This window comes from Paraburkholderia phytofirmans, assembly GCF_046028095.1.
GTDB lineage: Bacteria > Pseudomonadota > Gammaproteobacteria > Burkholderiales > Burkholderiaceae > Paraburkholderia > Paraburkholderia phytofirmans_A.
On the sequence record NZ_JAQQDJ010000001.1, the window covers coordinates 380,614 to 401,059 of the forward strand.

The following is a 20,446-nucleotide window of genomic DNA, read 5'->3' on the forward strand; positions in this document are numbered from 1 at the left end:
ATAATTGCGTGCTCAGGCATCGGGCAAGCCGCGGCAAACGCCTTGTACGCCGCTCGCAACGCCCGGGCCGCCGGGCTAGCGAGCCGCCGGGCCTGAATCAGGCGACCGCCAGCGCGGGCCGCAGTTTCGGCGCACCGCTGACGCCGGGCACGGCCGTCAGATCAGACAACATCCGTTCCACAATCGCCGCCTGCGGCAAAACCGTGCCGAAGAATCGCGTCGTAACCGAGTCTTCGATCAGGATGGTCGGAAAATTCTCCACATCCAGATCCTCGAACCGGTCCGCATGGGTCTCGATATCGATCCATGCGAAACAGATTTCCGGGTGCCGGTCGGCCAGCTTGTCAAAAGCGTCCCGATACTCACGGCAGGTTCCACACCATTCCGCGCACAGGCAGGCAACGAACAGCGTTTCGGGTTCGTTGACGCGCTCGGCGATCCGGTCTTGGTCGGTGTCGAGGTTTAGCGCGGGCATCGTGGTTCCTTGCGTACTTTTGTCAGGTGCTTTGGCGCGAATGTAGCATGGCCGATCGCGAATGGTGGTCAACTCTGATCAATGCGGGGTTGGCCGTGGCTAGCCCGCATGAAGCGGCCGCCGGGCAGCATGGTCACCTGGCCGGCGAGTTCGAGTTGCAGCAAGGCGCTTTGCAGATCCGCATCCTCCATCTCGGTACGGGTCGCGAGAATTTCAAGCGTGGTGGGCGAATAGCCGAGCGCGGCGAGGAGGCGCTGTGCTTCGGGATTGGCCGGCGGGGAGGGCGGTGTGGCGGCCAATTGTGCTCCTGCTGGACCGGCCGGAGCTGCTTCTTTCGGCTGAAGCGCTGCGAGGTTCGGCCGATCTGCTGCCGCGCCGCTTCCCGTCGGCGCATTGCGCGATTCGGCACGCTTCGAGAAGAGGGCATGCGCCGAACCCGAACCCGCCCGCGGTGCCGCCTGCCGCGCGAAACCCAGCTCCTCCAGCACTTCATCCGGCGTTTCCACGAGTTTCGCGCCCTGCTTGATGATTCGATGACACCCGCGCGACAGCGGCGCGTGAATCGAACCCGGCAACGCGAAGATATCGCGTCCCATCTCGTTAGCGAGCCGCGCTGTGATCAGCGAACCGGAGCGCATCGCCGCTTCGACGATCACCACGCCGCTGACGAGGCCGGCGATCAGACGGTTACGCTGCGGAAAATGGGCGGCGCGCGCGGGCGTGCCGAGCGGCCATTCGGAGAGAATCGCTCCCTGCACCGCGATCTGCCGCGCGAGTGCGTGATGCGCGGCCGGATACACGAGGTCCGCGCCGGTACCGATTACGGCGACAGTTCCACCGATGCCTTGCAGTCCGCCCCGATGCGCGGCGCCGTCGATACCGAGCGCGAGGCCGGAGACGATGGTGACACCGGCCACCGACAGCTCGCGCGCGAATCGCTCCGCATCTTCGACGCCTTGCGGCGTCGCGCTGCGGCTCCCCACGAGCGCGACTGCTCGCGTGTGCAGCAGGTTCAACCGGCCCTTTATATATAGCAGCGGCGGCGGATCGGGCATGGTCAGCAGCGCCGGGGGATAGGCGGGGTCGTCGAGCGTCACGACCTGATTGCCGGGTTGCTCGCGCCACGCGATGACCGCGTCCAGCTGGGCGTCGAAATCGGGGCCTGTCGGCGCCAGCGCTGCGCGTGCCGCGGCCTCGCCCGCAATCTCGGCGAGCGCCTCCGGCGCTTGCTCGAATATCGCTTCAGGCAACCCGAAAGCGCCGAGCAATAAGCGCAGCGCTCCGGGTTTCAGCCCCGGTGCGAGCGCAAGCCGCAGCCAGGCGGCAAGTTCAATATTGGTTGCAGGCAAGACGTGCATTACGGTCGATCCTCCTACAGGGCCAGCGGGCAGGCGGGCGCCATGCTAAAATTTTCATCATCCGAAATAACCGCAGCGCCGCGCCCACCCGCGCGGGCTCGTCGTCTAGCGCACGGAGCGCGTTGAATCGAACCGGTTCGACACCATCTATCCTCTGCGCAACGCGACGCGCTCACAACCTGGCCGAAAGGCCAACGCGAGCTTTCAACCGGTCAGCGGCGCCCGAAAATCACACTCGAGATCATGGCTTTACTCAACATCCTCAATTACCCGGACAAACGGCTGCACAAGATCGCCAAGCCGGTCGAAGCGGTCAACGACCGCATTCGCCGTCTCGTCAAGGACATGGCCGAAACCATGTACGCCGCGCCGGGCGTCGGCCTTGCCGCGACCCAGGTGGACGTGCACGAACGCGTGATTACGATCGACGTGTCGGACGACCACAACGAATTGCTCGCCTTCATCAACCCCGAAATCATCTGGTCGAGCGACGAGAAGAAGCTGTCGGAAGAGGGCTGCCTCTCGGTGCCGGGCATTTACGACAACGTCGAGCGCGCCGAGAAAGTGCGCGTGCGGGCGCTCAACGAGAAGGGCGAAACCTTCGAGATGGACTGCGAAGGCCTGCTCGCGGTGTGCATCCAGCACGAAATGGATCACCTGATGGGCCGCGTGTTCGTCGAGTATCTGTCGTCGCTGAAGCAGACGCGCATCAAGAGCAAGATGAAGAAGCTCGCCCACGCGATGTAATGCGCGTTCACCTCGCCTACCGTCCCCGTTCATGAGTCATTCGTTGCGCGTCATCTTTGCCGGTACGCCGGAGTTCGCCGCGGCCGCGCTGGCCGCGATTCACCGCGCCGGTTTCCAGGTGCCGCTCGTGTTGACCCAGCCGGACCGGCCCGCCGGGCGCGGAATGAAATTGCAGGCGAGCCCGGTCAAGCGCTATGCGCAGGAGCACGGACTGGCCGTCGCCCAGCCGCCTTCGCTGCGACGTGCCGGCAAATATCCGGCCGAAGCCGCTGCCGCGATCGATCAGCTGCGCGCCACGCCGCATGACGTCATGGTCGTGGCCGCTTACGGGCTGATCCTGCCGCAGGAAGTGCTCGATATTCCGCCGCTCGGCTGCATCAACATTCATGCGTCGTTGTTGCCGCGCTGGCGCGGCGCTGCACCGATTCATCGCGCGATCGAAGCGGGCGACGCTGAAACCGGCATCACGCTGATGCAAATGGACGTCGGCCTCGACACCGGCGCGATGATCTCCGAAGCGCGCACCGCGATTTCCGCCGACGACACCACGGCCACCTTGCACGACCGTCTCGCGCAGGACGGCGCGGAGCTGATCGTCGAGGCGCTGATCGAACTCGAGCGCACCGGCAAACTGTCGGCAACGCCGCAGCCCGCGGAAGGCGTCACCTACGCGGAAAAGATCGGCAAACACGAAGCCGCCCTCGACTGGCGTCGCCCGGCGGCAGTGCTGGCGCGCCAGGTGCGCGCGTTCGATCCGTTCCCCGGCGGCGTCGGCACGCTTGAAGACGGCACCTCGATCAAGCTTTGGGCCGCGGTTCCGATTGACGAGCAAGCCAACGGCGCACCCGGCACGATCACTGACGTCTCTCCCGAAGGCGTAGTCGTAGCCTGCGGCGAAGGCGCGCTGCGTCTCACGCAATTGCAGAAACCCGGCGGCAAACGCCTGCCGGTGCGCGAATTCCTGGCCGGCTCGACGCTGGCTGTGGGACAGCGCTTTCAACTTCCCGAAGCAAAGTAACGCCGTTGCTTGTGGCTTGAACATCGCCCATTCGGCCGATGTTCGAGACCCCGCTGGACAAGCCAGCCGCGCGTTAGAATCCTCCATGCAATAGCCTGGATTTCGAGGATTCACATGTTCGGCATCACCCATTTCGAATTTTTCGTCGTCGCGGTCTTTCTTCTGAACGTGACGCCCGGTCCCGATACGGCTTATATCGTCGGGCGCAGCGTCGCTCAGGGCCGCGGCGCGGGGCTCATGTCGGCGCTCGGCATTTCCGCCGGCTGCTGCGTTCACTCGCTGGCCTGCGCGTTCGGCTTGACTGCGTTGCTGGCCGCGTCGGCCACCGCATTTACGGTTATCAAGTTCGTCGGCGCTATTTATCTGATGTATCTCGGCGTGCGCTTGCTCTTCACGAAGCCGGCTGCCCCCGATGACGCCGCGGGCGAAGCGCGCGCGGCCGGCGCGCCCAAGTCGTTACGCCAGCTTTTCCTGCAAGGCTTCTGGACTAACGTGCTGAACCCCAAGGTGGTGCTGTTTTTCGTGTCGTTCTTCCCGCAATTCGTGACGACCGGCAGCGATCACAAAGCGCTCGCCTTCCTCACGCTGGGCGCGGTGTTCGTCATGATGAGCATGGTCTGGAACAGTTTTGTCGCGTGGATCGCGGGCAGTGTGACCCGACGTTTCTCTGGCCAGCCGTCGGTGAAGAAGTGGCTGGATCGCGGCGTCGGCAGTGCTTTTGTCGGCTTGGGTATCAAGCTCGCCACCGCATCAAGATGATTGAATTTTCCCGACGCGCCCATATCTAACATTTCGCTTACAATCGGGCGCCGCGATCACGCGGCGCAGATATGAACCCGCGTTAGGGCAAGGAGTTGCAGACATGTTCAATTGGGTCAAAACCGCGATGTTGATGGCCGCGATCACGGCCCTCTTCATCGTGATCGGCGGGATGATCGGCGGGTCGCGCGGCATGACGATCGCGCTCGTGATCGCCCTTGGGATGAATTTCTTTTCGTACTGGTTCTCGGACAAGATGGTCCTGCGCATGTACAACGCGCAGGAAGTCGACGAAACCAGTGCGCCGCAGTTCTATCGCATGGTGCGCGAACTCTCCACACGCGCCGGCCTGCCCATGCCGCGCGTCTACCTGATCAACGAAGACGCGCCGAACGCGTTCGCCACCGGCCGCAATCCGGAGCATGCGGCGGTCGCCGCCACCACCGGCATTCTGCGCGTGCTGTCCGAGCGCGAAATGCGCGGAGTTATGGCGCACGAACTCTCGCACGTGAAGCATCGCGACATTCTGATCTCGACCATTTCGGCCACCATGGCCGGCGCCATTTCCGCGCTGGCGAACTTCGCGATGTTCTTCGGCAGCCGCGACGAAAACGGCCGTTCCACGAACCCGATCGCGGGCATCGCCGTCGCGCTGCTGGCGCCGATCGCCGGTGCGCTGATCCAGATGGCGATTTCGCGCGCACGTGAATTCGAGGCCGATCGCGGCGGCGCGCAGATTTCCGGCGATCCGCAAGCGCTCGCTTCGGCGCTCGACAAGATCCATCGTTACGCGAGCGGGATTCCGTTCCCCACGGCCGAGCAGCATCCGGCCACCGCGCAGATGATGATCATGAATCCGCTGTCCGGCGGCGGCATTGCGAATCTGTTCTCCACGCACCCGGCCACCGAGGAACGCATCGCGCGTCTGATGGAAATGGCGCGCACGGGGCGCTTCGAATAATGCCGCGCGCAGCTTGCGCGATGTGAGGAAAGGCGAGTCCCCGGGCTCGCCTTTTTTATTCCAGCGCAATGGAGCGTGAGCGAGTGGAGGTGCGGCGAGATGACGTGAACGTTAGTCTCTTCACGGGCGTGTGAAGGCCCGCACCGGATCGTTGAACCTACGTTTCAGATCCCGGCTATCGTGGCCGCCGTGGCTGTGCAATCGGTACGCTTACAGACTGCCCGTGGGCCGTGCGCCACGCCGCGCCACTCCACGCCCAGACCGCACCAGGCCAGAGCACGCCACGCCAGGTCGCGCCACGCCACGCCACGCCAGGCTCGCACCGAATCGCTGAACCCGCGCTTCAATCCCACGTCTTCCCGCTCGCCGCAGATCCGCAATCACCACGCTCACAGACCGCCCGCCGGCCCGCGTCGCGCGCCACGCTACAATGCGTGTTGATTGCGTCGCGCGCTCCCGCGCGGCCCGCTTTAGCCTTCTTCATGACCACAAAGCCTTCTTCGCGTACTGCTTCCTCTTCGGCGCGTCCCCGCGAATCCCGTTTGTCGATGCTGCATCTCGCGCCCGAGTCACTCGGCTTCGCGCTCGACTGCGCGGGCCAGGCGGTCGGTGCCGTGCGTCTAGGCGCAGCCTTGCCGGCTGCGCTGCAATCCGTCTTCGTGTCGGCGCCCGAGGGCAACGCTGCCGCTGCGCGTGGCGCTGTGCAGGACATCGCCTATCGCACCATGCGGCGTCTCGCGACCGCCGAGTGGCTGATCGCGAAGCTGGTGAAAAAGGCGCCGCCGCCGCACGTCGGTCATGTGCTCGCGTGCTCGCTGGCGCTGCTCGTCGACGACGAAGCGGACGCCGCCTACGCACCGTTCACGGTCGTCGATCAGGCCGTGAGCGCGATCGGCGCGCGTCGTGAATTCGCCTTCGCCAAGGGCCTCGTGAATGCCGTGCTGCGCAGCTTCCTGCGCGAGCGCGAAGCGCTGCTGAAGGCCGCGCAAGACGACGAAGTGGCGCGCTGGAACTACCCGGCATGGTGGATCGATGCGGTGAAGCGCGCGTGGCCCGACGCATGGCAGGCGGTGCTAGCCGCCGGCAACGCACAAGGCCCGCTGACGCTGCGCGTGAACGCGCGTCGCTCGACAGTCGACGCCTATCTGCAAGTGCTGCAAAACCATCACATTGCCGCGAGCAAGGCGGGCGACTACGCCGTCAAGCTCGCCACGCCGATGCCGGTCGACCGCATTCCGGGCTTCAGCGACGGCGTCGTCTCGGTGCAGGACGCCGGCGCGCAACTCGCCGCGCCGCTACTCGACGTGCGCGACGGCATGCGTGTGCTCGACGCCTGCGCGGCGCCCGGTGGCAAGACCGGCCACCTGCTCGAACTCGCTAAACTGCAGCTCGTCGCGCTAGAAAGCGATGCGTCGCGCGCGCGCCGTATCGGCGAAAATCTGCAGCGGCTCAAGCTCGAAGCGGAAGTGCGGATCGGCGATGCAGGCGCGCCGGCAAAATGGCACGACGACATCGACCAGCCGTTCGACCGGATTCTGGCGGACGTGCCGTGTTCGGCGTCGGGCATTGTGCGGCGTCATCCGGATATCCGCTGGCTGCGCCGCGCGTCCGACATTCCCGCGCTGGTCGCCGAGCAGCGCCGCATTCTCGACGCCCTCTGGCCGCTCGTGAAACCAGGCGGCGAGTTGCTCTACGTTACGTGTTCGATCTTTCCCGAAGAAGGCGAGTTGCAGGCGCGGTGGTTTGGAAACAAGTATCAGGATGCGGTACGATTGGACGCGCCGGGGCAACTGCTGCCTTCAGTCGCTCGCGCGCCCGCCGACACATCGGCCGGTTCTCTTGCCGGACAACCCGCTGAAGACAGCGCCGGCGCGAACTCAGACCACGACGGATTCTTCTACGCGCGCTTTCAGAAACGGTGACCATCAAACGCTTCTTCCCGCTTCGGCTCGCTGCCGTGCTCTGGATCGCGCTGGCCGTATGGCTGGCGGCGCCGGGCGTGGCGCACGCTGATTCGATCGCGGTCCAGCGTGCGTCGCTGCAATCCGACAACACGGGTTGGAATCTCGACGCGCGTTTCGACTTCGATCTGAACAGCAACCTCGAAGACGCGGTCAATAAAGGCATTCCGCTATATTTCACGACCGACTTCGAATTGAGCCGGCCGCGCTGGTACTGGTTCGACGAGCAGCCGGTGAGCGTGTCGCAAAGCATCCGCCTGTCGTTCCAGCCGCTCACGCGCGAGTACCGTGTGTCGAGCGTGTCGTCCGGCGGTTTGCAACTCGGCTTCACCACGCTCAAGGATGCGCTCGCGGTGATCAAGCACATCACGTCGTGGCACGTGATCGAACGCAATGAAGTGCGTGTCGGCGAGACGTATAACGCGTCGGTGCGCATGCAACTCGACATCGCGCTGATGCCCAAGCCGTTTCAGATCGACGCGGTGAACAACCGCGACTGGAATCTCGCGTCCGAATGGAAGCGCTTTACCTTCACGGTGACCGAACGTGCTAAATAAAGTGCGCTCCGCTACCAGTGTCAGCAGCATCGTCGTGCGCGTGCTGGTGTCGACGGTCGCCGTGACGGCCGTGCTGCTGCTCGTGCTGCTCGCCGCAGCCAGCGCGAACACCGAATTCTTCGACCGCTATTACCAGTGGCTCTACGCCGCCAACCTCGTGGTCGCGATGATCTTTTTGCTGGTGGTGGCGACGCTCGTCATCATCATCATCGCGCGGCTGAGAAAGGGTAAGTTCGGCACGCGGCTACTGGCGAAACTTGCGTTCTTCATGGCGCTGGTCGGCGTGGTGCCGGGCGGCATCATCTACGTCGTGTCGTATCAGTTCGTGTCGCGCAGTATCGAGTCCTGGTTCGATGTGAATGTCGAAACAGCGCTCACGTCAGGTTTGAACCTCGGGCGCGGCATGCTCGACGCGTCGCTGTCCGATCTGCAGACCAAGGGCCGTTTGATGTCCGAACAGTTGGCGAGCGCGGACGCCGCCGGCACCACGCTCACGCTGCTGCGTCTGCGCGATCAGTTCGGCGTGCAGGATGCGACGATCGTCGAACCCACGCGCAGCATGTCGGGCGCGACGCCGGATATGCACGTGGTCGCACAGGCTTCCGGCAACTACGCGACGCTCGTGCCGAACGATTTACCCACGCCGCTGATGGTCGAACAGGCGCGCGGCCGCGGCTATGCGGCGATCGAAGGCGAAGTGGACGGCGATCCGCACGCGCACGGCAGCAAGGGTGTGTTGCGGCTGCGTGTGGTACAACGCATCCCTGATTCGAACGCCTCGCTGCTGCAGCCCACCGAACGCTTCCTGCAACTCACGCAGCCGGTTTCGCCCACGCTCGCGCGTAATGCCGACGCGGTGCAGCGCGCCTATCGCGAGTATCAGGAGAAGGCGCTCGGCCGCACGGGTCTGCGCAAGATGTATATCGGCACGCTGACGCTTGCGCTGTTCCTCGCCACCTTCATCGCGATGATGCTGGCGCTTGCGCTCGGCAATCAGCTTGCGCGGCCATTGTTCCTGCTGGCCCAAGGCACGAAAGAAATCACGGAAGGCGACTACACGCCGAAGCGCGAAATCAAATCGCGCGATGAACTGGGCTTTCTCACGCAGTCGTTCAACGCAATGACGCGGCAGTTGTCCGAAGCTCGCGCGGCGGTCGAAAACAATCGCATCGCGCTCGAACATTCGAAGGCGTATCTGGAAAGCATTCTTGCGAACCTGACTGCGGGCGTGTTCGTGTTCGACCGGCAGTTCAGGCTGACCACCGCGAATCGCGGCGCTGAGCGCATTTTCCGGCAGCCGTTCCAGGCGGTGATGGGTTCCGCTTTGGATCAGATCGGCGTGCTGAGCGAATTCGGCGGCATGGTGCGCAAGGCCTTTGCCGATCGCGAAGCGGCGAGCGGCGACGGTCACGACGATCGCGGCCACTGGCAGCAGCAGTTTTCCGTGCAGGTGCCGGGCGAAACCGAGCCGCTTACGTTGCTCGTGCGCGGTGCGCGGCTTGTCTCCGCGACGGACCGCGACGCGGAAGACATGCAGACTTCCGGCTACGTTGTCGTATTCGACGATATCTCGGACGTGATCTCCGCGCAGCGATCGATCGCGTGGGGTGAAGTCGCGCGGCGGCTCGCGCATGAGATCAAGAATCCGCTCACGCCGATCCAGCTCTCCGCCGAGCGTCTGCAGATGAAGCTCGCCGACAAGCTGTCGCCATCCGATGCCGATGTCCTGAAGCGCGGCGCGACCACGATCGTGAATCAGGTCGCCGCGATGAAGCAGATGGTCGACAACTTCCGCGATTACGCGCGTACGCCGCCAGCGGTGCTCGCGCATCTGCAGCTGAACGATCTGGTCAGCGAAGTGCTCACCCTGTACGGTATCGAAGAAGGCAAAGGCGCTATTCAGGTGGAGCTTGCCGCGTTGCCGGCGATTCGCGGTGACGCGACGCAATTGCGTCAGGTGATTCACAACCTGCTGCAGAACGCGCAGGATGCGGTGGCGGACCTCGAGCATCCGCGTGTGTTGCTGGAGACGAGGACAGTAGAATACGGAGACCCCGACGCGGAAGGCAAAGTCCGCGTCGCGGTGCGTCTGACGGTGTCGGATAACGGAGCGGGCTTTCCCGCGCGTATCCTCACACGTGCATTCGAACCTTACGTAACGACCAAGGCCAAAGGTACGGGCCTGGGTCTTGCGATGGTCAAGAAGATCGTCGATGAACACGGCGCGCGCATCGACATCCGCAATCGCATGAAAGCGGGCGATGTCATTGAGGGCGCGCAGATTTCGATCCTCTTCCTTCAACTGGCAGACGATGGCGCGGCGCCCGGAACAGGGCCGCGTCCGGCGCACGCCGGTGCGTCGCAGGGAAAGACAAAAGCAACAGTGCAGACAAGGGCAGCGTAAATGGCAACCATCCTGGTGGTAGATGATGAAATGGGCATCCGGGAATTGCTCTCGGAGATCCTGAGCGACGAAGGGCATGTCGTGGAGGCCGCGGAAAACGCGCAGGAAGCGCGCGAGTTCCGTTTGCGCCAGGCGCCTGACCTGGTGCTGCTCGACATCTGGATGCCCGACACCGACGGCGTGACCTTGCTCAAGGAATGGGCCGCGCAAGGGCAGCTGACCATGCCGGTGATCATGATGTCCGGCCACGCAACCATCGACACGGCGGTTGAAGCAACCAAGATCGGCGCACTCAATTTCCTCGAGAAGCCGATAGCGCTGCAGAAGCTGCTGAAGGCCGTCGAACAGGGTCTCGCGCGTGGCACGGCAGCGGGAACGCCGGGCGGCGCGGCGGCCAAGCCGGTGTTGCCGGTGACAGCTTCGACGGTGGCTTCGGCGGCAGCACTGCCGATGCTCTCCACCGACGGCATGGGCAGCGGCGCACTGGCTGCGCAAACGGCCTCGATCTCGTTCGATATTCCGCTGCGTGATGCACGCGACGCGTTCGAGCGCGCGTACTTCGAATATCACCTCGCGCGTGAGAACGGCAGCATGACGCGCGTGGCCGAGAAGACCGGGCTGGAGCGCACGCACTTGTACCGCAAGCTCAAGCAGCTCGGCGTGGATCTCGGCAAAAACAAAGGTGAGTGAAACGCGGGAGTGAAGCCGGAGTTGAGCATGCGGAATCACTTCCACAGAATTTTTCGAGAAGGGGCTTGTCGGAGCGCTGACCCTTTGATATCATTTCGTTCTTCGTTGGCCCGGTAGCTCAGTTGGTAGAGCAGCGGATTGAAAATCCGCGTGTCGATGGTTCGATTCCGTCCCAGGCCACCAGGATTCAGCCCCAGGAAATCGCAAGATTCCTGGGGCTTTTCCTTTTTGTGCGTCTAATGTGATGGGGCGTGATGGGCAGCGTTGCTTCGGCTTGCGCGCACCACGCGTGCGGGGCGCGCTCGGCGGTGTTTGGCATCGCGTGATAAAATCGCGCCAGTTCAAGGACTTGCACATAAGTGCGTCGCCTGAGTGCCGCGCGGCAACGCCGCCATTAGCACCAAACCCTTCGCCCGACGATTAGCGGTTATAAGCGCCCAGCGACTCTGCATGCGGAAGGCGCGGCCTATACTGCTTTGGGCCGGCAGCAGTGCCGGCACGCGTCGCGCCGCGTTGCTTGCATGGCGCACCTCGCGCAGCGCGACGTGGCACTCTTCATTCACGGAGTTTCACGGTGATCCGCAAAGACGCTAAACGTAGCGCTCTGGTGCTGTTTTCCGGCGGCCAGGATTCCGCCACATGTCTCGCCTGGGCGCTCGAACGTTATGAAACGGTCGAGACATTAGGCTTCGATTACGGTCAGCGGCACCGCGTCGAACTGGAATGCCGCGAGGGGTTTCGCAACGCCGTCGCGCGCGCATTTCCGGCATGGGCCGAGCGCCTCGGCGACGACCACATGATCGATCTGTCGGTGCTCGGCGCGATCAGCGATACCGCCATGACGCGCGAGATCGAGATCGAAGCCACGGCCAACGGTTTGCCGAACACGTTCGTGCCGGGCCGCAATCTGATGTTCATGACCATCGCCGCGGCGATTGCCTATCGGCGTGGTTTGCAGGTGCTGGTGGGCGGAATGTGCGAGACGGATTTTTCGGGCTATCCCGATTGCCGCGACGACACGATGAAAGCGTTGCAGGTCGCGCTGAACCTCGGCATGGACACGCGTGTCCTGCTCGAGACACCGTTAATGTGGCTCGACAAAGCCGACACGTGGCGCCTCGCACACGAGCTCGGCGGAGATGAACTGGTCGAGCTGGTGCGCGTCGAGACGCATACTTGCTATGTCGGCGAACGCGCCGAATTGCATGCATGGGGTTTCGGTTGCGGCGAATGCCCGGCGTGCCGCTTGCGCAAGCGCGGCTACGAAGCGTATCTGTCGGGTGAGAAGGTCACCGAGGCGCCGGTCTGATGACGCTCGGCGCAGCAGCGCAACTCAGGCATTAAATTTCAGGACACAGGGCAGAAAGCAGCATGACTTACGCGGTCAAGGAAATCTTCTACACGTTGCAGGGCGAGGGCGCGAATGCCGGGCGTCCGGCTGTGTTCTGCCGGTTCGCCGGCTGCAATCTGTGGTCGGGCCGCGAAGAAGATCGTGCCGAGGCGGTGTGCCGCTTCTGCGATACCGATTTCGTCGGCACCGACGGCGAGAACGGCGGCAAGTACCGCACGGCTGACGATCTCGTGAAGATGATCGCGTCGCAATGGCCGCAAGGCGAGGGCGAGCGTTTCGTGGTGTGCACGGGCGGCGAACCGATGCTGCAGATCGATCAACCGTTGGTCGACGCGCTGCATGCCGCCGGCTTCGAAATCGCCATCGAAACCAACGGCTCGCTGCCGGTGCTCGAAACGATCGACTGGATCTGCGTGAGCCCGAAGGCCGACGCGCCGCTCGTCGTGACCAAAGGCAACGAACTGAAGGTCGTGATTCCGCAGGACAACCAGCGTTTGTCCGAGTATGCGAAGCTCGACTTCGAGTATTTCCTCGTCCAGCCCATGGACGGTCCGTCGCGCGATCTTAACACCAAGCTCGCGATAGACTGGTGCAAACGCCATCCGCAATGGCGCCTGTCGATGCAGACCCACAAGTATCTGAACATTCCCTGATTTGCCGTGCTGACGATTACACGAAAACTCGAATTCGACGCGGGTCACCGCATTCCCGATCACCGCAGCCAGTGCCGTAATCTGCACGGCCATCGCTATGTGCTTGAAATCACGCTGCAAGGCGATCTGGTCGACACCGAAGGCGCGCCCGATCGCGGCATGGTGATGGACTTCGCCGACGTGAAATCGCTCGCCGTCGAGCATCTCGTCGACAAGTGGGACCACGCGTTTCTCGTCTATGAAGGCGACACGCAGGTGCGAGGTTTCCTGGAAACGATGGCCGGCCACAAGACGGTCGTGCTCGATCGCATTCCCACCGTCGAAAATCTTGCCGCCGTCGCGTTCGACATTCTCGCGAACGTCTACGATGCGCACTACGGCGTGAATCTGCGTCTGCACAAGCTGCGTCTGTACGAGACGCCGAATTGCTGGGCCGACGTGGTCCGCGACTAAAGTTGGCGGCGCGGCAGCGCCAACCCTCGCGTTATTGTCACGGTATGATCGCTCCGATAACCACACGGAGCGAGACATGCCGGTCACCGCATTGCGTCGCAGCAGGCAGCCGGGCCGCCACGGCCCGCGCGTTAATCTGGCTCACGAGGCCAGCAAGCTTTCCCGCAGTTCCCGCGAAGCGTCGCTTCATCGACACGGAGCGCGGCGATGAGCACCTTCACCAATCCACTCAAGTCACGCCTTAAAGAAACCGATCCGCTGTTCGGACTGTGGCTCTCGCTCGGCAGCGACGCCGCCGCCGAAGCGCTCGCGCACGCCGGTTACGACTGGCTGCTGATCGACATGGAGCACTCGCCGAACGACAGCGGCGACGTCGCCTCGCAATTGCGCGCGATCGCCGCCGCGCATCTGCCGAGCGAGCCAGTGGTGCGTGTGCCGTCGAGCGAAGCATGGCTCGTCAAGCGTGTGCTGGATGCCGGCGCGCGCACGCTGATGTTCCCGAATATCGAGTCCGCGGACGAGGCGGCGCGTGCCGTGCGTCTCACGCAATATCCGACCGCCGACGCGCTCGACGGGGAGCGCGGCGTCGCCGGCGCGGTGCGGGCCGCGGGCTACGGCATGCGGCGCGACTACGTGCAGACAGCCAACGCGCAGATCGCGACCATCGTGCAGATCGAGTCGGCGCGCGGCTTGCAGGAAGTGGAAAAGATCGCGGCGACGCCGGGCGTCGATTGCCTGTTCGTCGGGCCGGCCGATCTCGCCGCGAGCCTCGGTCATCTCGGCGATTCGAAGCATGCCGACGTGCAGGCCGCGATGGCGCGCATCGTCAGCGCCGCGGACAAGGCGGGCATTGCCGCCGGTATTTTTGCCATGGACGTCGCGAGTGCGAAGCAGCATCGCGATGCCGGTTTTCGATTCATCGCTCTGGCCGCCGACGTCATGTGGATGTTGCGCGCGACTCGCCAGGCGCTGCAGGAGGTAAGGTCATGAAGGGGATGGTGCAGTGCGTCGTGGTGCGTCTGGCAGTCACAGCGGCATTGATGGCGAATGTGGCGGCTTATGCGCAAGACAGCCGCGTCGCGAAGTCGAATGATCCGGAGACGCAAACCGCGGTCGCCGACTACAACGCCGGCAATCTGTCTGCGGCGCTGACCGAGTTCCGCAAGGCCGCCGAGCGTGGCAGCCGGCTCGCCGAGTTCAACTACGCGATGATGCTGCTCAACGGCGAAGGCGCGCCCGCGAATATCGATGAGGGCAAGAAGTGGCTGCGCAAGGCCGCCGACGCCAACATGTCGCACGCGCAATACGTGTACGGCAAGATGTACGACGATGGCGAGTTCGTCGGGCGCGATCCGGTAGAGGCGCATCGCTGGTTCCTGAAGGCGGCCGAGCAAGGTCACGTGCAGGCGGAGCTGGCGCTGGCCAATCAGTTCCTCGATGGTCGCGGCACCGAGCGCGACAACAAGCAGGCGTTCGTCTGGTACAAGAAGGCGGCGCAGGGCGGCGACATGACCGCGCAATACGTGGCGGGCTCGTTCTACGAACGCGGCGGCGACGGCGTGGAGAAGAATCTCAACGTGGCGCGCGCTTATTACGCGGCTGCGGCGGCGCAGGGCGATCCGGCGGCGCGGCTCAAGTATCAGCAACTCAGCGCGCAGTTGCGGGATCAGAAGGAAGTGAAGCCGCAGTAAAGCGGTCGCGTTTTGATAACGACGCTGGATACGAAAAGGGGCGCTCCATGAAGAGCGCCCCTGTTTCGTTGTGATGTTGCCGGAGCCGCGCGGGCGACGCCCGCCGCACTAACTCTGCATCAACCGCTTCTGCCGCGCGACGCTCATGATCAGGCCGATCGCGACGCCCAGCGTCGTTAGTGCAGTACCGCCGTAACTCATGAACGGCAATGGCACGCCGACCACCGGCAAGATGCCGCTCACCATGCCGATATTCACGAACGCATAGGTGAAGAACGCCATGGTCAATGAGCCGGCTAACAGGCGTCCAAATAGCGTCGCGCCATTGGCCGCGATATACAGCCCACGCGCAATCAACAGCATGTACAGCGTGAGCAGCACGATGCCGCCCGCCAGCCCGAACTCCTCGGAGAACACCGCGAAAATGAAGTCGGTGTGCTTCTCGGGGATGAACTCCAGATGCGCCTGCGTGCCCTTCAGCCAGCCTTTGCCCAGCGGACCACCCGAGCCAATCGCAATGACCGCCTGGATCGTATGGAAGCCCTTGCCGAGCGGATCGGAAGTCGGATCGAGCAGCGTGCAGATGCGGTGCTTCTGGTAGTCGTGCATTAACGGCCATTGCACTTCCGGCTGACAGATTTTGTCCTGGAAGGCCGCGATGGAGGCGACCGCGATCACGCCTGCAATCAGCACCGGCACGATCAGCTTGAAACTCAGGCCCGCGAAGTAAATCACGAAGAGGCCGGCCGCGAACACCAGCACGGCTGTACCGAGGTCTGGCTGCTTGGCGATCAGGCCGACCGGCACCGCGAGAATCACCAGACCGACCAGAAAGTCGTACCAGCGCATCACGCCTTCGCGTCGCTGGTAGTACCACGCGAGCATCAGCGGTGTCGCGATCTTCAGGATTTCCGATGGCTGGATCACCACGCCGACATTGATCCAACGCTTCGCACCTTTGCGCGTGAGGCCGAATAGCGCCACCGCGACCAGTAACGCGATCCCGAATGTATAGAGCGGAACCGCGAAGCGCATCAGCGTGGTGGGTGGCACATTGGCGAGCGCCCACATCAGCACGAAGGTGAGCATGATGTTGCGCAACTGGTCTTCCACGCGGCCGGGGACATCCAGACTCGCGCTATACAGCGTGACGATGCCAACGCACAACAGCAGAAACACGATCAGTGCGAGCGGGCGATCGAAGCCCGCGAACATCCGCTTGATGCGGTCGAGCCAGGCGCGCTTGTCGAATTGCATGCCTTTCTCCTTACTCGTCGATGCCGCCGGAAACCGGCTGGCGTGGCGACGTGGCCTGAATGCCGTCGTCGCGCGAAGGAGCGGCGGCCGTCGGCGCCGGCTGGCTGGCCGGTCGGGGTTTGTGCGGGACGCCGGATTTACGCGACGCTGGATTCTTCGTGGCGGTGGCCGCGGACGCCGAGGCGGGCACCGGTGCCGATGCGGCATCAGGCGCGGAAGCAGCCGCCGCCGCGGACGCCGCCTTCGCAGCCGCCGCAGCGGAAGCCGCGGCTGCCGCCGAAGCCGCACCGGGAATCGGCAGCGCGGTGAAGCCCGCCGCGACCTTGACCGGCTGCGCGCCGTCCTGCTGCGGCGGCGGTGCGCCGCCGACTTCCGGCGCGGACGCATCCTCGGTTGCCGACGCCGCTGCCTCGATGGCCGCTTGCTGCGCGCCCGGCTTGTTCTTGCCGACGAGGTAATAGTCGAGCACCTTGCGCGCAATCGGGCCCGCCGATTCCGCACCCCAACCGCCGTTTTCGACGATCAGCGCGAGCGCGATTTTCGGCTGCTCGGCCGGTGCGAACGCGATGAAGAGCGCGTGGTCGCGCAGATGTTCGGCGATCGCGTGGCCCTTGTAGTTCGCGCCCTGAAGCGAGTAGACCTGCGCCGTCCCGGTCTTGCCGGCCGCCAGGTACTGCGCACCGATGAACAGTTTCGACGCCGTGCCGTTGGTCACGACGCCTTCCATCGCGCGCTTGATGATGTCGATGTCGGACTGCTTCACCGCAATCTTGTCGCTCGGATCTCGCACCACCGGCCGCGTGTCTTTCGTGATCGGATTTTCGATGTCGCGCACGAGGTGCGGCTTCATCACCACGCCGTTGTTCGCGAGCGTCGCCGTGGCGTGAGCGAGTTGCAGAATGGTGAACGAGTTGTAGCCCTGGCCGATGCCGAGACTGATCGTTTCGCCTTCGTACCAGCGTTGCTGTTCGGGCTTGCGGTACGCCTTGCGCTTCCACTCGGTGGAAGGAAGAATGCCCTTCGCCTCGCCCGAAATGTCGATGCCGGTGATCTGGCCAAAGCCCCACGGCTTCATGAAGTTGGCGATGTTGTTGACGCCGAGATCGTGCGCGAGCATGTAGAAATACGTGTCGTTCGACACCACGATCGCGCGGTTCATGTCGACCCAGCCTTGACCCGAGCGCACGTCGTTGCGGAACGTGTGGCCGCCGAAGGTGTACGAGCCCGGATCCTGGAAGCCCCAGCCTGGCGTGCGTTTATGCAGCGTGAGCGCGGCGAGCGCCATGAACGGCTTGTAAGTCGAGCCCGGCGGATAGGTGCCGTGCAACGGCCGGTTCAGCAGCGGGTGGTCGGGCGAGTTGTTGAGATCGTCCCAGGTCTGCTGGTCGATGCCGTCGACGAATGAATTCGGATCGAAGCTCGGCGCGGACACGAAGGCGAGCACGTCGCCCGTCGATGGTTCGATCGCGACCAGCGCGCCGCGACGGCCCGCGAAGGCCTGCTCGGCGACCTGCTGCAGCCCGATATCCAGAGACAGCACGAGGTTGTTGCCAGGCGTCGCCTGCGTGCGCGACAACGTGCGCACCGGGCGGCCGCCGGCGGTCACTTCCACTTCCTCGAAACCGGTCTGGCCGTGCAACTCGGTCTCGTAACTCTGCTCGACGCCGATCTTGCCGATGTAGTCGGTGCCCTTGTAGTTGTTCGCGTCCAGACGCGGATCGTAGTGGTCCGGATCGCTGTCGTTCTGGTCGCTGGCGTCGTCGATACGATCCTGATCGCGCTGCGAAATCCGGCCGATGTAGCCGATCACGTGCGCCGCGGTCGGGCCGAGCGGATACTGGCGGAACAGGCGCGCGCGCACTTCCACGCCGGGAAAACGGAAGCGCTGCGCGGTGAAACGCGCGACTTCGTCGTCGGTCAGGCGGGTGCGGATCGGCAGGCTCTCGAAGTTCTTCGAGTCTTCCTGCAGCTTCTTGAAGCGGCGGCGGTCGCGCGCGTCGATCGAGACGACGGTGGCCAGGTTGTCGATTACGTTTTCCAGCGAGTCGTTCAGCTTCGATGGCGTCAGTTCGAGCGTGTAGGCCGAGTAATTCTTGGCCAGCACGACGCCGTTACGATCGGTGATGATGCCGCGGTTCGGCACGATCGGCGCGACGGAAATGCGGTTTTCATCGGCTTGCAGCGAGTATTTGCTGTAGTGCCAGACCTGCAGGAACAGGAAGCGGAAGCCGATCAGCCCGAAGCAGACGAACACGAACAGGCCCGCCGCCGCGACGCGCAGGCGGAACTTCGAGAGCTGTTGCTGAGTGTCCTTGAATTCGGTCATGCGATTCTGCAAAAGGCCGGGTGACGGCCATCATGAGTGTGCGCCTTTTCCGGCCGGAACCGGAAGGCATGAACAGCGATGCGCGTCGAGCGGGCCGGCAAAGTGGGTTTGGCAAGAACGGCCGGCGGGCCCGAAGCGTGATCAAATTGGCCGGGTATCGTCCGGATCGGCCGGGCGGCGCTGCGGCATCAGCAGCAGCATGCTGGTGACCGGCCACAGCGCGGCTTCGACGAAGCCGTCGATCAGATAACCCCAACCCGGAAACGCCGCGCCCGTCAGCAGACGGATCACGAACGGCACCAGTTGCGCGACGACCAGCAGCGGCATGACCGCGAAGGTCTGCACGCCAAGCGACATCCACAGCACGCGGCGATGGATCGTAATCGCGCCGTACGACAGCAACGTATACGCCAGCGCGTGCTCGCCGAGCAGGCTGGCGTTATGCACATCCATCAGCAAACCGAGCGAAAACGCGATACCCATGCCGACTTTGCGCGGCTGATGCACGTTCCAGAACAGCAGCACAAGCGCCACGAAGTCCGGCACGCCGGCGAGTCGCCCCCATGGCATCAGGTTCAGCAGGAACGCCGCGGCGAGGCTGAACGAGATGAAGTAGGGATTGACCGGCTGCAGAATGTATTGCGGACGGTTCATGGCTGGGCCCCTGGCTTGGCTGGCGGCTTCGCGTTCTTGTCAGCGGCCGGTTTCTTTTCGGCGGCGGATTTTTTATCCGCGGCCGCCGGTTTGGCCGGTGCTTTTTCAGTGGGCTTGGCGGCTACGGGTTTCTCGGCAGCGGGCTTTTCGCCTGCTTTTGCCGGAGCTTTCTCCGCTGCGGCTTTGCCGTCCGCGGGTTTGGCGCCCTTCTTCGCTTTGGCTTCCTTCGCGGTCGTGGCTGCGTCGGGTTCTTCAGCGGGACGCGGCGGCACATTGTTCACGTAATGCAGCACCAGCAGTTGACGTGCGCCGCGCACCGGCGCGACCGGCAGGCAGATCACGCGCGCAAATGCCGTATCGGCCTGCTTGTCGACCCGCACGACCTTGGCAACCGGCAAGCCCGGCGGATAGACGCCGTCCAGGCCGCTAGTGACGAGTTCGTCGCCGGTTTGAATGTCGGCGCTGATCGGCACAAAGCGCAGATCCAGCGTGTCGCCCTTCGGTGTGCCGTAAATCACGCTGCGCAGGCCGGTGCGCACGATCTGCACGGGCACCGCCTGGTCCTTGTCCGTGAGCAGCGTCACTTCGGCTTGCAGCGGGAACACGCGCGTCACCTGGCCGATCACGCCGTCTTCATTGACGACCGGCGAACCGTTCTGGATGCCTTGCTGCGCACCGCGGCCGATCACGACCTTCTGCGTAAACGGATCGCGCGTGTCGTACTGGATCTCGGCGGGCAGCGATTCAGTGGTGGAGCGCTGCGACAGTTGCAGCAGCGCGCGCAAATGCGCGTTCTCGGCCGCCAACTCAGCGGCTGTATTGGCTTGCTGCGACAACTGCAGATCTTTAGTGCGCAGTTTGTCGTTTTCGCTGCGTAGCGTGGCGCTGGTCACGGCCAGGTCGGCGGCGCCCACGAACATGTCGCGCGGCACGAGGGCGGCGCGTTGCAACGGATAAAGACCCGCGCCGAGCACGCCACGCACGATTTCGAGCGTTTTGAAGCGTGCGTCGGAGATCAGCAGGGCGATCGCCAGCAAGACAAAAAATACCAGTCGTGCGAGGGCGGACGGTCCTTGCTTGAACAGGGGCGGCGGACTGTATTCCATGGTCGGCGCCGGGGGCGTGAGCGGT

The 20,446-nt window shown here is 63.9% G+C and carries 19 protein-coding genes and 1 tRNA gene; 14 read left to right on the forward strand and 6 right to left on the reverse strand.

Translation table 11 applies throughout. The features are described from left to right. Positions 1 to 97: 97 nt before the first annotated feature. Complete coding sequence (locus PQR54_RS01715) at positions 98 to 475, reverse strand: thioredoxin family protein (protein WP_408212324.1); 378 nt, start codon at positions 473 to 475, stop codon at positions 98 to 100. 68 nt (positions 476 to 543) lie between these two features. Further along, entirely contained in the window at positions 544 to 1,833 is a 1,290-nt protein-coding gene (dprA, locus tag PQR54_RS01720; RefSeq protein ID WP_408243813.1) for a DNA-processing protein DprA, read from the reverse strand. A gap of 243 nt (positions 1,834 to 2,076) precedes the next feature. Between dprA and def the strand changes: the two genes are divergently transcribed. The 14 genes from def (at position 2,077) to PQR54_RS01790 (ending at position 15,078) form a co-directional block, all read left to right on the forward strand. Beyond that, positions 2,077 to 2,580, forward strand: a complete 504-nt coding sequence (def, locus tag PQR54_RS01725) for a peptide deformylase (protein ID WP_408243814.1) — start codon at positions 2,077 to 2,079, stop codon at positions 2,578 to 2,580. A gap of 31 nt (positions 2,581 to 2,611) precedes the next feature. Further along, entirely contained in the window at positions 2,612 to 3,598 is a 987-nt protein-coding gene (fmt, locus tag PQR54_RS01730; protein WP_408243815.1) for a methionyl-tRNA formyltransferase, read from the forward strand. A gap of 114 nt (positions 3,599 to 3,712) precedes the next feature. Further along, positions 3,713 to 4,357, forward strand: a complete 645-nt coding sequence (locus PQR54_RS01735) for a LysE family translocator (protein ID WP_408243816.1) — start codon at positions 3,713 to 3,715, stop codon at positions 4,355 to 4,357. A 103-nt stretch (positions 4,358 to 4,460) separates the two neighbouring features. Continuing rightward, positions 4,461 to 5,318, forward strand: coding sequence for a zinc metalloprotease HtpX (gene htpX, locus PQR54_RS01740; protein WP_012431382.1), 858 nt, complete (start codon positions 4,461 to 4,463; stop codon positions 5,316 to 5,318). Between the two features lie 482 nt (positions 5,319 to 5,800). Beyond that, on the forward strand, positions 5,801 to 7,240 hold the full coding sequence (gene rsmB, locus PQR54_RS01745) for a 16S rRNA (cytosine(967)-C(5))-methyltransferase RsmB (protein WP_408243817.1): 1,440 nt from the start codon (positions 5,801 to 5,803) through the stop codon (positions 7,238 to 7,240). Further along, positions 7,237 to 7,836: a DUF4390 domain-containing protein gene (locus PQR54_RS01750; protein ID WP_408243818.1), complete on the forward strand. Its 600-nt coding sequence runs from the start codon at positions 7,237 to 7,239 to the stop codon at positions 7,834 to 7,836. Before rsmB ends, PQR54_RS01750 begins: the two co-directional genes overlap by 4 nt. Further along, positions 7,826 to 10,240, forward strand: a complete 2,415-nt coding sequence (locus PQR54_RS01755; RefSeq protein ID WP_408243819.1) for a sensor histidine kinase — start codon at positions 7,826 to 7,828, stop codon at positions 10,238 to 10,240. Before PQR54_RS01750 ends, PQR54_RS01755 begins: the two co-directional genes overlap by 11 nt. Then, entirely contained in the window at positions 10,241 to 10,930 is a 690-nt protein-coding gene (gene esaR / locus PQR54_RS01760; RefSeq protein ID WP_408243820.1) for a response regulator transcription factor EsaR, read from the forward strand. A 107-nt stretch (positions 10,931 to 11,037) separates the two neighbouring features. After that, positions 11,038 to 11,113, forward strand: a tRNA-Phe gene (locus tag PQR54_RS01765). Between the two features lie 391 nt (positions 11,114 to 11,504). Further along, positions 11,505 to 12,239, forward strand: coding sequence for a 7-cyano-7-deazaguanine synthase QueC (gene queC / locus PQR54_RS01770; protein ID WP_408243821.1), 735 nt, complete (start codon positions 11,505 to 11,507; stop codon positions 12,237 to 12,239). 62 nt (positions 12,240 to 12,301) lie between these two features. Further along, positions 12,302 to 12,934, forward strand: a complete 633-nt coding sequence (queE, locus tag PQR54_RS01775; RefSeq protein ID WP_408243822.1) for a 7-carboxy-7-deazaguanine synthase — start codon at positions 12,302 to 12,304, stop codon at positions 12,932 to 12,934. 9 nt (positions 12,935 to 12,943) lie between these two features. Beyond that, positions 12,944 to 13,387 carry a 6-carboxytetrahydropterin synthase QueD gene (gene queD / locus PQR54_RS01780; protein WP_090518804.1) on the forward strand — a complete coding sequence of 148 codons (444 nt, stop codon included), beginning with the start codon at positions 12,944 to 12,946 and terminating at the stop codon, positions 13,385 to 13,387. 207 nt (positions 13,388 to 13,594) lie between these two features. Continuing rightward, positions 13,595 to 14,377, forward strand: coding sequence for an HpcH/HpaI aldolase family protein (locus PQR54_RS01785; protein ID WP_408243823.1), 783 nt, complete (start codon positions 13,595 to 13,597; stop codon positions 14,375 to 14,377). Then, positions 14,374 to 15,078 (forward strand): tetratricopeptide repeat protein, encoded by a 705-nt coding sequence (locus PQR54_RS01790; RefSeq protein WP_408243824.1) that lies wholly within the window; start codon positions 14,374 to 14,376, stop codon positions 15,076 to 15,078. Before PQR54_RS01785 ends, PQR54_RS01790 begins: the two co-directional genes overlap by 4 nt. Positions 15,079 to 15,186: 108 nt before the next feature. Here the strand turns inward: PQR54_RS01790 and rodA are convergent, their stop codons facing one another. The 4 genes from rodA to mreC all read right to left on the reverse strand — a co-directional run bounded on the left by rodA (position 15,187) and on the right by mreC (position 20,421). Beyond that, positions 15,187 to 16,335 carry a rod shape-determining protein RodA gene (rodA, locus tag PQR54_RS01795; protein WP_012431392.1) on the reverse strand — a complete coding sequence of 383 codons (1,149 nt, stop codon included), beginning with the start codon at positions 16,333 to 16,335 and terminating at the stop codon, positions 15,187 to 15,189. Positions 16,336 to 16,345: 10 nt separating this feature from the next. After that, the gene (gene mrdA / locus PQR54_RS01800; protein WP_408243825.1) at positions 16,346 to 18,661 is read right to left on the reverse strand and encodes a penicillin-binding protein 2; all 2,316 of its coding nucleotides are present in this window, start codon (positions 18,659 to 18,661) and stop codon (positions 16,346 to 16,348) included. Between the two features lie 141 nt (positions 18,662 to 18,802). Beyond that, positions 18,803 to 19,315, reverse strand: a complete 513-nt coding sequence (gene mreD / locus PQR54_RS01805) for a rod shape-determining protein MreD (protein WP_106302750.1) — start codon at positions 19,313 to 19,315, stop codon at positions 18,803 to 18,805. Next, on the reverse strand, positions 19,312 to 20,421 hold the full coding sequence (gene mreC, locus PQR54_RS01810; RefSeq protein ID WP_408243826.1) for a rod shape-determining protein MreC: 1,110 nt from the start codon (positions 20,419 to 20,421) through the stop codon (positions 19,312 to 19,314). The genes mreD and mreC overlap by 4 nt, the downstream gene beginning before the upstream one ends. Positions 20,422 to 20,446 lie beyond the last annotated feature (25 nt).